Here is a 13,219-nt window from a genome sequence, read left to right as displayed (position 1 = left end):
GCGCTTAGGACTCTGTCGACAGCCTTTCCGGCCTCGCGGCCGGAGAGCTTTGGTGGGTTCTGCGGCGATGAAGCCTACAGACCCGGTCTCACGCATCCCGACCGAGGTGGCCGCCGGCGGGGATACCCTCCCGCGACCAGCCCCGGTTCATCGGATCAGCTCAGGTGAGCGTCACTCACCCGTAGCCTTGGCGATGATCTCCTTCGCCACGCTCTGCGGAATCTCGGCGTAGGAGTCGAACTGCATGCTGTAGCTGGCCCGGCCCTGGGTCTTCGACCGCAGGTCGCCGACGTAGCCGAACATCTCCGACAACGGCACCAGGGCCTTCACGATGCGGGTGCCGCTGCGCTCCTCCATCGCCTGGATCAAGCCACGGCGGGAGTTGAGGTCGCCGATGACGTCACCCATGTTCTCCTCAGGAGTGGTGACCTCAACGGCCATCATCGGCTCGAGCAGTGCGGGGTCGGCCTTGCGGGCCGCCTCCTTCATCACCATCGAGCCGGCGATCTTGAACGCCATTTCCGAGGAGTCGACCTCGTGGTACTGGCCGTCCAGCAGCGTCAGCTTGACACCGACCAGCGGGAAGCCGGCCAGGATGCCGTACTGCAGCGCGTCCTGGGCGCCGGCGTCCACCGACGGGATGAACTCCCGGGGGATACGGCCACCGGTGACGGCGTTGGCGAACTCGTACGTCGGGGAGTCGTTGCCCAGTGGCAGCGGCTCCACGCTGACGATGACCCGGGCGTACTGGCCGGAGCCACCGGTCTGCTTCTTGTGGGTGTACTCGATCTTGTCCACCTTGCGGCGGATGGTCTCGCGGTACGCCACCTGCGGCTTGCCGATGTTCGCCTCGACGTTGAACTCGCGGCGCATCCGGTCGACCAGGATGTCCAGGTGCAGCTCGCCCATGCCGGAGATGACCGTCTGACCGGTCTCCTCGTCCAGCTTGACGCGGAAGGTCGGGTCCTCCTCCGCCAGCCGCTGGATGGCGGTGCTGAGCTTCTCCTGGTCGGCCTTGGTCTTCGGCTCGATGGCGACCTCGATGACCGGCTCCGGGAAGGTCATCGACTCCAGGATGACCGGGTTCGCCGGGTCGCACAGCGTGTCACCGGTGGTGGTCTGCTTCAGACCCTGCACCGCGATGATGTCGCCAGCCTGGGCCGAGCCGCGCTCTTCCCGCTTGTTGGCGTGCATCTGGTAGATCTTGCCGATCCGCTCCTTGCGGTCCTTGGTGGAGTTGACCACCTGGTTGCCGGTCTCGATTACGCCGGAGTAGACCCGGACGTAGGTGAGCTTGCCAAGGTGCTTGTCGGTCTGGATCTTGAAGGCGAGGCCGGCGAACGGCTCCGCCTTCGACGGCTTCCGCTGCAGCGGCGTCTCGCCGTCGGTCGCGGTGCCCTCGATCGCCGGGACGTCCAGCGGCGACGGCAGGAAGTCGACCACGGCGTCGAGCATCGGCTGGACGCCCTTGTTCTTGAACGCCGAGCCGCAGAGCACCGGGTTGGCCTTGCTGGCGATGGTGGCGCGCCGGATGGCGGCCTTGATCTCCTCGACGGAGATCTCCTCGCCCTCCAGGTACTTCTCCATCACCGCGTCGTCGACGTCGGCCAGGGTCTCCAACAGCTTCTCGCGCCACTCCGCGGCGGAGTCGGCGAGGTCGGCCGGGATCTCCTCGATCGCGTAGTCCTCACCCTTCTGGGTCTCCCCGCGCCAGGTGAGGGCGCGCATGCCGATCAGGTCGACGACTCCGATGTGGTTGCCCTCGAGCCCGATCGGGATCTGGAGCACCAGCGGGGTGGCGTTGAGCCGGTCGATCATCATCTGCACGCAGCGGAAGAAGTCCGCGCCGGTCCGGTCGAGCTTGTTGACGAAGCACATCCGCGGGACGTCGTACTTGTCGGCCTGCCGCCAGACGTTCTCCGTCTGCGGCTCCACGCCGGCCACACCGTCGTAGACCGCGACCGCACCGTCCAGCACCCGCAGCGACCGCTCGACCTCGACCGTGAAGTCGACGTGGCCGGGCGTGTCGATGATCTGGATCGTGTGGCCCTTCCACTCACACTTGGTAGCAGCGGAGGTGATGGTGATACCACGCTCCTGCTCCTGCTCCATCCAGTCCATGACGGCACCGCCATCGTGGACCTCACCGATCTTGTACGTGATACCGGTGTAGAAGAGGATCCGCTCGGTGGTGGTGGTCTTACCGGCATCGATGTGCGCCATGATGCCGATGTTGCGTACGTTGGCGAGCGCGTCTGCGGCGGCCACTTCAATCCCTACTTATCGTCGTCTCGACACAACTGGTGGCGGTTCCGGCGCCCAGAGAGGCGCCGGAACCAAGTGTGTTACCAGCGGTAGTGCGCGAAGGCCTTGTTCGACTCGGCCATCTTGTGCGTGTCCTCGCGCCGCTTCACGGCAGCACCCAGGCCGTTGCTCGCGTCCAGCAGCTCGTTCATGAGCCGCTCGATCATGGTCTTCTCGCGCCGGGCCTTGGAGTACGTCACCAGCCAGCGCAGACCGAGGGTGGTCGCGCGGGTCGGACGGACCTCGACCGGCACCTGGTAGGTGGCGCCACCGACGCGGCGGCTGCGCACCTCGAGGGTCGGCTTGACGTTGTCCATCGCCCGCTTGAGGGTGACGACCGGGTCGGTGCCGGACTTCTCGCGGCAGCCCTCCAGAGCGGCGTACACGATACGCTCGGCGAGCTGACGCTTACCGCGCATGAGGATCTTGTTCACCAGCTGGGTGACCAACGGCGAGTTGTACACCGGGTCAGCGACCAGCGGCTTCCGCGGAGCGGGTCCCTTACGCGGCATCTCAGCTCTTCTCCTTCTTCGCGCCGTAACGGCTGCGCGCCTGCTTGCGGTTGCGGACACCCTGGGTGTCCAGCGAACCGCGAACGATCTTGTAACGCACGCCGGGGAGGTCCTTCACCCGGCCGCCGCGAACGAGCACGATCGAGTGCTCCTGCAGGTTGTGACCCACGCCCGGGATGTAGGCGGTCACCTCGATCTGGCTGCTGAGCTTGACGCGAGCGACCTTACGGAGCGCCGAGTTCGGCTTCTTGGGGGTGGTGGTGTACACGCGGGTGCACACACCGCGCCGCTGAGGGGAACCCTTCAGCGCCGGGGTCTTGGTCTTGGTCGTCTTGGCCTTGCGGCCCTTTCGGACCAGCTGCTGAATCGTGGGCACCGGGTTTCTCCGCTCCCTTCGGCCGCCATCCGGCGGCCGCGCCGTCTACTCGTAACCGCCCCTGGTGGGAAGGCTCTCCTACATTCCGGCCAGGGCCACCTTGCGGAGGTCCCGGCACCCGCGGTCGGGCGTGTCGCCCAGCTCACGGTCCCGGTGCCGCCGCTCGCGCGCGCACCGGATTTCTGTCACCGGCCCGCGATCACCCGCGCCGGGTCTTTGGCTATGTCGTGTCGCCGCATGATCACCAGGTCGCCCGGGTCCAGCGCACGCACGAGTCGCCCGGGCAGGCCCGGGCGCAAGGGGAAAGAGTACCTATCACAGCCGCACAGGTCAAAACGGAGAGGTCCCGGAGATCGGCGTCACCGCCCTGCGGGCCGAACCGTCGTGCCTGCCCATCCGCGATGGGCACCTACGGAAACAAGTGTAACGGCTTCCGTCGGAGACGACCCGGTCGCCCCCGCAGGACCCCGGCCAGCCCGCGCCGTCCGCCCCCGCCACCTCGACGGCCCGGGGAGGACCGAACACCTCGGGCCGGCCGCCTGACGCCGTCGATCACCGGGCCCGGCGGACCACCGGCTCAGCCGAGGCCGGAGAGCAGCGCCAGGCCCAGACCGAGCAGGCTGAGCGCCAGGCCCAAAGCGCCGCAACTGATCCCGGCCAGGGCCAGGCCCCGGCCGGTGAACCGCACCGCGGGCGGCGGCGCAGGTCGCCGGATCTGTCGCGTGCTGAGCAGACCGGCCACCACGGCCGCCGCCCCGGCCAGCACCCCGAGGAACGCGAACACGCCGGCGGCCCAGACTCCCTGCGAGGCCGCGGTCGCCCCCAGACAGATCACCAGGAGCGAAACCAGGGCCGAGGCGATCCCGGCCACCAACGAGCCGACCGCGAGCCCGGAGGTGACCGGGGGGACGTCGAGGTGCACCACACCGAACGGGGTGCCGGGCACCGGGTCGACCCGCTTCGGCGGCCGGGGGGCCTCCCGCGGCGGCGGGGGCACCCGCCCCCAGCCGGTGCCCGGCCCGCCCCAGCCGGGGCCCGCGTGCTGGCCCGGATACCCCACCGGTCCCGCTGCGGGGTGAGCCCCTGCCGGTTGCCCGGACCAGGGTGCCCGCGTCGGATACGGGCCGGCCGGCCGCTCACCGCCGGACGGACCCGCCGGCGACGACCAGCCGACCGGCGGCGCGGTGCCCGGGTGCGAGGCGGGACCGACCTGCGACGCGGTGCCCGGGTGCGACGCGGGACCGACCTGCGACGCGGGACCGACCGGCGGGAACGGACCCGGAGGAGCTTCCGCGTTCCCGGCCGGCGGGGGCGGCGGGGAGACCGGCGGCGGCGCGTACTCCACGGAGGCGACCTCCGGGGCGATGCGGGGCCCGGCGTCCGCGTCGGCAGCCGGCCTGGCCCATGGGCTCCCCCCCGGCGATGCGGGGGGCCCGGCCGGATCCGGGGGCGCGGCGGGTCGCTCCGCCGGATCGCCCGAGGGCCGCGCCGGTTCCGTCACGAGGGCCTCCAGTCGCCGGTCGCTGTCCGCCGCCGCGCGACGGACACCGGTCAGGCTACCGCCGCCGCCCCAGCCCTCGTGGGTGGGCGGGGACGCATCCCCCGGGACGGTCAGTCCACGTTCGGCGCGTAGTCGTGCCCGAACGGCTGTCCGGCCAGTCGGACCAGCCCGATCACCACCGCCACCACGACGGTCGTCGCGACCAGGACCAACCCCGCCCAGGCCAGCCGCTCCCCCCGCCGCAGCCAGGCCCCGCCGGTGAGGAAACCCCCCGAGGCGTACGCCTCCCGCCGGGCCTGACGGGCCAGCACGAGGGCGAGCGTGGCCGGCACCACCCCACCGACGAAGAGCCCGGTGAGCGCGCCCATCAGGCCGAGAGCGAAGACCGCGCGGGCCTTGCTGGACCGGACCGGGTCAGGATCGAGCGGATGGCGCGGCCCCGGCTGCGCGACGGGCACCTGCCCGGGTGCGGTCGTCATGCCCACCATCATGCCCCTCCGGCCCGGTCGGCGACCCGGCCCCCGCCGCCCTCTTCCCCGCCGGAGCCACCCCGCCGCCCACGGGGGTTCGGCAACCACGGCACCCGGCCGGGAGATCTCTTCCATCGGTTCTGTCCGAACCGGGATACGACGAGGCCCCCGGCGGCTGCCGGGGGCCTCGTCGTTCCTACTGCTTAGCGGTACGACCCGAAGTCGAAGTCGTCCAGCGGCACGGCCTGCCCGCTGGCCGGCCCGAAGCCGTAGTCGGTCTCCGGGTAGCCGGTCATCGAGTAGACCTTGGCCTTGGCCTCCTCGGTCGGCTCGACCCGGACGTTGCGGTACTTGCTGATGCCCGTACCGGCCGGGATGAGCTTACCGATGATCACGTTCTCCTTGAGGCCGACCAGCGAGTCGCTGCGCGAGTTGATCGCCGCGTCGGTCAGCACCCGGGTGGTCTCCTGGAAGGAGGCCGCCGACAGCCAGGAGTCCGTGGCCAGCGAGGCCTTGGTGATACCCATCAGCACCGGGCGACCGGCGGCGGGCTCGCCACCCTCGGAGACGAGCCGGCGGTTCTCCGACTCGAACAGCGCCCGGTCGACCAGCACGCCCGGCAGGAACTCGGTCGAGCCGGAGTCGATGACCGTCACCCGCTTCAGCATCTGGCGGATGATGATCTCGATGTGCTTGTCGTGGATGAGCACACCCTGCGAGCGGTAGACCTGCTGGACCTCCTGGGTCAGGTGGACCTGGACCGCGCGCGGGCCGAGGATGCGCAGCAGCTCGTGCGGGTCGATGGTGCCCTCGGTGAGCTTCTCGCCGACCTCGACGTGGTCGCCGTCGTGGGCCCGCAGCCGGACCCGCTTGGAGATCTTGTCGTAGACGATCTCCTCGCTGCCGTCGTCCGGCACAACGATGATCTTCCGCGACCGCTCGCCGTCCTCGATCCGGATCCGGCCCGGGGTGTCGGCGATCGGCGCCTTGCCCTTCGGGACCCGGGCCTCGAAGATCTCCTGGACGCGGGGCAGACCCTGGGTGATGTCCTCACCCGCGACACCACCGGTGTGGAACGTACGCATCGTCAGCTGCGTACCGGGCTCACCGATCGACTGGGCGGCGATGATGCCGACCGCCTCGCCGACGTCCACGGTCTTGCCGGTCGGCAGCGAGCGGCCGTAGCACGCACCGCAGACGCCCAGCTTCGACTCGCAGGTGAGTACGCTGCGCACCCGCACCGTCTCCACCCCGGCAGCGACGATCCGGTCGACCCCGATGGAGTTGACGTCCTGGCCGCGCTCGGCGACGACGTTGCCGTCCGGCCCCTTGATGTCGTCCGCCAGGGTCCGGGCGTGCACGCTGGTCTCGGCGTGCTCGTGGACGTACAGCTTGCCGTCGCGCCGCTCGCCGATCTGCATCGGGATGGCCCGGTCGGTGCCGCAGTCCTCCTCGCGGATGATGACGTCCTGCGACACGTCCACCAGACGACGGGTCAGGTAACCCGAGTCGGCGGTCCGCAGCGCGGTGTCGGCGAGACCCTTGCGGGCACCGTGCGTGGAGATGAAGTACTCCAGCACGGACAGACCCTCCCGGTAGCTGGCCTTGATCGGCCGGGGGATGATCTCGCCCTTCGGGTTGGCCACCAGACCACGGATCGCGGCGATCTGACGGAGCTGGAGCAGGTTACCGCGGGCGCCCGAGTGGATCATCTTCCACAGGGGGTTCTCCTGCGGCAACGCGGTGTCCATCTCCTTGGCGACCTCGTTGGTCGCCTTGGTCCAGATCTCGATGAGTTCGCCGCGACGCTCCTCGGCGGTCATCAGACCCCGCTGGTACTGCTTGTCGATCCGGTCGGCTTCCTTCTCGTACTTCTCCAGGATCTCCCGCTTGCGCGGCGGAGCGATGACGTCCTCCATGCCGATCGTCACGCCGGACCAGGTCGCCCAGTGGAAACCGGCCTCCTTGAGGCCGTCCAGGGTGGCGGCCAGCGCCACCTTCGGGAAGCGCTCGGCCAGGTCGTTGACGATCGCGGAGAGCTGCCCCTTGCGGATCTCGTAGTTCACGAAGCGGTAGCCCTGCGGCAGCGTCTCGTTGAACAGCACCCGGCCCAGGGTGGTCTCGACGGTGAGCGGGTCACCCTCGACCCAGCCCTCCGGCGCGACCCACGGCTCCGCGCCGACGCCGTTGTCGACCCCGACCAGCCCGCGCAGACGGATCTTCACCGGCGCCTGCAGGTGCAGCTCGCTGGCGTCGAAAGCCATCCGGGCCTCGGCGTCCGAGCTGAACGGCCGGTCCTCGCCCTTCTCACCGGCCCTGAGGTGGGTGAGGTGGTACAGGCCGATGACCATGTCCTGGGTGGGCATCGTGACCGGCTTGCCGTCGGCCGGCTTGAGGATGTTGTTCGACGACAGCATCAGGATCCGCGCCTCGGCCTGAGCCTCGGCGGACAGCGGCACGTGCACCGCCATCTGGTCACCGTCGAAGTCGGCGTTGAACGCGGTGCAGACCAGCGGGTGGATCTGGATCGCCTTGCCCTCGACGAGCTGCGGCTCGAAGGCCTGGATGCCCAGTCGGTGCAGAGTCGGCGCGCGGTTCAGCAGCACCGGGTGCTCGCCGATGACCTCTTCCAGCACGTCCCACACGACCGGCCGCTGCCGCTCGACCATCCGCTTGGCGGACTTGATGTTCTGCGCGTGGTTGAGGTCCACGAGCCGCTTCATCACGAACGGCTTGAACAGCTCCAGCGCCATCTGCTTGGGCAGGCCGCACTGGTGCAGCTTCAGCTTCGGGCCGACCACGATGACCGAACGGCCGGAGTAGTCGACGCGCTTGCCGAGCAGGTTCTGCCGGAACCGGCCCTGCTTGCCCTTGAGCATGTCGGACAGCGACTTGAGCGGGCGGTTGCCCGGCCCGGTGACCGGCCGGCCGCGGCGGCCGTTGTCGAACAGCGCGTCGACGGCCTCCTGGAGCATCCGCTTCTCGTTGTTGACGATGATCTCGGGCGCGCCGAGGTCGATCAGCCGCTTGAGGCGGTTGTTCCGGTTGATCACGCGGCGGTACAGGTCGTTCAGGTCGGAGGTCGCGAAGCGGCCACCGTCGAGCTGCACCATCGGGCGCAGGTCCGGCGGGATGACCGGGACGCAGTCCAGCACCATGCCGAGCGGCGAGTTGCGGGTGTTCAGGAACGCCGCCACGACCTTGAGCCGCTTGAGCGCCCGGATCTTCCGCTGACCCTTGCCGGAGCGGATGGTCTCGCGCAGGCTCTCGGCCTCGGTGGAGAGGTCCATGTTCTGGACCAGCGCCTTGATGGCCTCGGCACCCATCGCGCCGGTGAAGTACTCGCCGAACCGGTCGCGCAGCTCCCGGTAGAGCAGCTCGTCGGTGACCAGCTGCTTCGAGTCCAGCTTGCGGAAGGTGTCGAGCACCTCGTCCAGGCGGTCGATCTCGCGCTGGGCCCGGTCGCGGATCTGGCGCATCTCGCGCTCTCCGCCCTCCTTGACCTTGCGCCGGACGTCCGCCTTCGCGCCCTCGGCCTCCAGCTCGGCCAGGTCGGCCTCGAGCTTGGCGGCCCGCTTCTCGATCTCCGAGTCGCGGCTGTTCTCGGCCTGCCGCTTCTCGGCCAGGATCTCGTTCTCGATGGTCGAGAGGTCACGGTGACGCGACTCGGCGTCCACGCTCGTGATCACGTACGAGGCGAAGTAGATGATCTTTTCGAGGTCCTTCGGGGCGAGGTCCAGCAGGTAACCCAGCCGGCTCGGCACGCCCTTGAAGTACCAGATGTGGGTCACCGGAGCGGCCAGCTCGATGTGACCCATCCGCTCCCGGCGCACCTTGGAGCGGGTCACCTCGACGCCGCAGCGCTCGCAGATGATGCCCTTGAACCGGACCCGCTTGTACTTACCGCAGTAGCACTCCCAGTCCCGCTGAGGGCCGAAGATCTTCTCGCAGAAGAGCCCGTCCTTTTCCGGCTTGAGGGTGCGGTAGTTGATCGTCTCAGGCTTCTTGACCTCGCCGTGCGACCACTGACGGATGTCGTCGGCGGTGGCGAGACCGATGCGCAGCTCGTCGAAGAAGTTGACGTCGAGCACTATGTCCCCTATGTCGTCGTCTGTACTGCTTAGCTAATGGGTGGGGTCGGGAGCCGGCGAGCCGGCTCCCGACCGCTCACCTCAGACCTCTTCGACCGAGCTCGGCTCGCGCCGGGACAGGTCGATGCCCAGCTCCTCCGCGGCCCGGAACACCTCGTCGTCGGTCTCGCGCATCTCCAGGGCCACACCGTCGCTGGAGAGCACCTCCACGTTGAGGCACAGCGACTGCAGCTCCTTGAGCAACACCTTGAACGACTCCGGAATGCCCGGCTCCGGGATGTTCTCGCCCTTGACGATCGCCTCGTAGACCTTGACCCGGCCCAGGACGTCGTCGGACTTGATCGTGAGCAGCTCCTGCAGGGCGTATGCGGCGCCGTACGCCTGCATCGCCCAGCACTCCATCTCACCGAAGCGCTGGCCACCGAACTGCGCCTTACCACCCAGCGGCTGCTGCGTGATCATCGAGTACGGGCCGGTCGACCGGGCGTGGATCTTGTCGTCGACCAGGTGGTTGAGCTTCAGGATGTAGATGTAACCGACCGCGATCGGGTCCGGCAGCGGCTCGCCCGAGCGGCCGTCGAACAGCTGCGCCTTGCCGCTGGAGCCGATCAGCTGCTTGCCGTCCCGGTTGGGCAGGGTCGACGAGAGCAGACCGGAGATCTCCTCCTCGCGGGCGCCGTCGAAGACCGGCGTGGCCACGTTGGTGTCCGGCTCGGACTCGTGCGCCTCGATGGAGCGCAGCTGGCGCTTCCAGTCGGTGTCGTCGCCGTCCACACTCCAACCCGTCTTGGCCACCCAGCCGAGGTGCGTCTCCAGCACCTGGCCGATGTTCATCCGGGACGGAACACCCAGCGGGTTCAGCACGATGTCGACCGGGGTGCCGTCCTCCAGGAACGGCATGTCCTCGATCGGCAGGATCTTCGAGATGACGCCCTTGTTGCCGTGCCGGCCGGCGAGCTTGTCGCCGTCCTGGATCTTCCGCTTCTGGGCGACGTAGACCCGGACCAGCTCGTTGACGCCCGGCGGCAGCTCGTCGCCGTCCTCGCGGGAGAAGGTACGCACGCCGATGACCGTGCCGGTCTCGCCGTGCGGCACCTTCAGCGAGGTGTCCCGGACCTCGCGCGCCTTCTCGCCGAAGATCGCGCGGAGCAGCCGCTCCTCCGGGGTCAGCTCGGTCTCGCCCTTGGGCGTGACCTTGCCGACCAGGATGTCGCCGGGAACGACCTCGGCGCCGATCCGGATGATGCCGCGCTCGTCGAGGTCGGCGAGCATCTCCTCGCTGACGTTCGGGATGTCGCGGGTGATCTCCTCCGGGCCGAGCTTGGTGTCCCGGGCGTCGACCTCGTGCTCCTCGATGTGGATCGAGGTGAGCACGTCCTGCTGCACGAGGCGCTGCGACAGGATGATCGCGTCCTCGTAGTTGTGGCCCTCCCAGCACATGAACGCCACCAGCAGGTTGCGCCCGAGCGCCATCTCGCCCTCGTCGGTGCACGGACCGTCGGCGATGACCTGACCGGCCTCGACGCGGTCGCCCTCGAAGACGACCGGCTTCTGGTTGACGCAGGAGCCGGCGTTGGAGCGGCGGAACTTGTGCAGCAGGTACGTCCGGCGGTGGCCGTCGTCCTGGTGGATGGTGATGTAGTCGGCGCAGAGATCCTCGATGACACCGCCGACCTCGGCCACGACCACGTCACCGGCGTCGACGGCGGCGCGGTACTCCATGCCGGTGCCGACCAACGGCGACTCGGCCTTGACCAGCGGCACCGCCTGGCGCTGCATGTTCGCGCCCATCAGTGCCCGGTTGGCGTCGTCGTGCTCGAGGAACGGGATCATCGCGGTCGCGACCGACGTCATCTGCCGCGGCGACACGTCCATGTAGTCGACGGCGCCGGGGACCACGTCCTCGGTCTCGCCACCCTTACGGCGACACAGGACCCGGTCCTCGGCGAACGTGCCGTCGGCCTTCAGCCGCGCGTTGGCCTGCGCCTTGACGAACCGGTCCTCCTCGTCCGCGGTCAGGTAGTCGATCTGGTCGGTGACCCGACCCTCGACGACCTTCCGGTACGGCGTCTCGATGAAGCCGAACGGGTTGACCCGGGCGAAGGTGGAGAGCGCGCCGATCAGGCCGATGTTCGGGCCTTCCGGCGTCTCGATCGGGCACATCCGGCCGTAGTGGGACGGGTGCACGTCGCGGACCTCGAAGCCGGCCCGCTCCCGGGACAGACCACCCGGGCCGAGCGCGCTCAGCCGGCGCCGGTGGGTCAGACCCGCCAGCGGGTTGGTCTGGTCCATGAACTGGGACAGCTGCGACGTGCCGAAGAACTCCTTGATCGCCGCCACGACGGGACGGATGTTGATCAGGGTCTGCGGCGTGATCGCCTCGACGTCCTGGGTGGTCATCCGCTCGCGGACGACCCGCTCCATCCGGGACAGGCCGACCCGGACCTGGTTCTGGATCAGCTCGCCCACGGTGCGCAGGCGCCGGTTGCCGAAGTGGTCGATGTCGTCGGCCTCGTAGCCGTCCTCGCCGGCGTGCAGCCGGCAGAGGTACTCCACGGTGGCGACGATGTCGTCCTCGGTCAGGGTGCCGGTGGTGATCGGCACGCCCACTTCGAGCTTCTTGTTGAACTTGTACCGACCGACCTTGGCGACGTCGTACCGCTTCGGGTTGAAGAAGAGGTTGTCGAGCAGGGTCTGGGCGTTCTCACGGGTCGGCGGCTCGCCAGGGCGGAGCTTCCGGTAGATGTCGAGCAACGCCTCGTCGGCGCCGGCGATGTGGTCCTTCTCGAGCGTGGTCATCAGCAGCTCGGACCAGCCGAACTTCTCGCGGATCCGCTCGGCGGACCAACCGATGGCCTTGAGCAGGACCGTGACGGCCTGCCGGCGCTTGCGGTCGATGCGGACGCCGACCGTGTCGCGCTTGTCGATGTCGAACTCCAGCCAGGCACCCCGGCTCGGGATGACCTTGACGCTGGAGAGGTCGCGGTCGGAGGTCTTGTCCGGCTCTTTCGAGAAGTACACGCCCGGCGAGCGGACGAGCTGGCTGACCACGACGCGCTCGGTGCCGTTGATGATGAAGGTGCCCTTCGGCGTCATCATCGGGAAGTCACCCATGAACACCGTCTGGCTCTTGATCTCGCCGGTGGTGTTGTTGGTGAACTCCGCGGTCACGAACAGCGGGGCGCAGTAGGTCAGGTCCTTCTCCTTGCACTCCTCGATCGAGGCCTTGACCTCGTCGAAGCGCGGTGCCGAGAAGGAGAGCGACATGGTGCCGGAGAAGTCCTCAATGGGACTGATCTCTTCGAGGATTTCCGCGAGACCCGAGCGTGCGTGCGGGTCGTCCGCCGACCGGCCCTGCCAACCCTCGTTGCCGACGAGCCAGTCGAAGGACTCGTTCTGAATGGCGAGGAGGTTGGGGACCTCGAGGTGTTCGGTGATCCTGCCGAAAGAGACTCGGCGGGGAGCGAAAGCGCTCGACGTACGACTGGTCTTCGCAGGGCGGGAAGCTGCCAAGATGCGTCCTTCCGAGGACCGGTGCTGCAGAACGGCTGGTACGCGTGCACTCCAATATCCCCACCAGAAATATCCGCAATCGGACATTTCCGCGCAGGGGTCAAGTCGGAAGGCAGCGCAAACTAGCAGTGTAGCCGAGAGGCTAACCGCTGTCCAGCCCAGCCCGCAGGTCGTCGCGGAACGCGCCTCGGCATCCCCCGAAAGAGGGACGACCGGGCCGCTCGGAACGCGGCGGACCTACGGATCCGCTCGGGTGCGGCGGCCAGTGGTGCCGCCGCTGCCAATACCCAAGAGGTGGCCGTTGCAAGCGCGGAAGGTCTTGCAGGTGTCAGCGTGCCTGGCGGCCCGGGGCCGCGTCAAGGGCCGGTCTCGCCGGCGACACGTGTTTCCCACTGACGGACGACCTCCGCTCCGGCCGTACCGCCGGGCGCCGGGCGTCCGCGCCCTGCTCA

At 68.9% G+C, this 13,219-nt stretch carries 7 protein-coding genes; all 7 read right to left on the bottom strand.

The annotated features are described in order from the left end of the window. Positions 1-171 precede the first annotated feature (171 nt). Positions 172-2,268, bottom strand: coding sequence for an elongation factor G (gene fusA, locus ACH4T9_RS07435; RefSeq protein ID WP_396670340.1), 2,097 nt, complete (start codon positions 2,266-2,268; stop codon positions 172-174). A gap of 77 nt (positions 2,269-2,345) precedes the next feature. Beyond that, entirely contained in the window at positions 2,346-2,816 is a 471-nt protein-coding gene (gene rpsG / locus ACH4T9_RS07430; protein ID WP_320066534.1) for a 30S ribosomal protein S7, read from the bottom strand. Position 2,817: 1 nt separating this feature from the next. Beyond that, the gene (rpsL, locus tag ACH4T9_RS07425; protein WP_320066535.1) at positions 2,818-3,192 is read right to left on the bottom strand and encodes a 30S ribosomal protein S12; all 375 of its coding nucleotides are present in this window, start codon (positions 3,190-3,192) and stop codon (positions 2,818-2,820) included. A 577-nt stretch (positions 3,193-3,769) separates the two neighbouring features. Beyond that, positions 3,770-4,138 (bottom strand): hypothetical protein, encoded by a 369-nt coding sequence (locus ACH4T9_RS07420; RefSeq protein WP_396670751.1) that lies wholly within the window; start codon positions 4,136-4,138, stop codon positions 3,770-3,772. Positions 4,139-4,803: 665 nt separating this feature from the next. Further along, a complete protein-coding gene (locus ACH4T9_RS07415; RefSeq protein WP_350881983.1) occupies positions 4,804-5,172 on the bottom strand; it encodes a hypothetical protein in 369 nt (122 codons plus the stop codon). Between the two features lie 194 nt (positions 5,173-5,366). Next, positions 5,367-9,254, bottom strand: a complete 3,888-nt coding sequence (locus ACH4T9_RS07410; protein WP_396670341.1) for a DNA-directed RNA polymerase subunit beta' — start codon at positions 9,252-9,254, stop codon at positions 5,367-5,369. Between the two features lie 81 nt (positions 9,255-9,335). Continuing rightward, complete coding sequence (locus tag ACH4T9_RS07405) at positions 9,336-12,767, bottom strand: DNA-directed RNA polymerase subunit beta (protein ID WP_396670342.1); 3,432 nt, start codon at positions 12,765-12,767, stop codon at positions 9,336-9,338. Positions 12,768-13,219 lie beyond the last annotated feature (452 nt).

Origin of the sequence: Micromonospora sp. NPDC020750, from assembly GCF_044334565.1 — a bacterium.
Lineage (GTDB): Bacteria > Actinomycetota > Actinomycetes > Mycobacteriales > Micromonosporaceae > Micromonospora.
The sequence above is the reverse complement of the archived record's forward strand: the minus strand, read 5'-3'. Positions and strand labels throughout refer to the sequence as shown.

What these genes read in the sequence shown, in the direction of transcription:
- ACH4T9_RS07415 (WP_350881983.1), bottom strand. Translation starts at nt 5,172, where the DNA reads ATGACGACCGCACCCGGGCAGGTGCCCGTCGCGCAGCCGGGGCCGCGC.
- rpsG (WP_320066534.1), bottom strand. Translation starts at nt 2,816, where the DNA reads ATGCCGCGTAAGGGACCCGCTCCGCGGAAGCCGCTGGTCGCTGACCCG.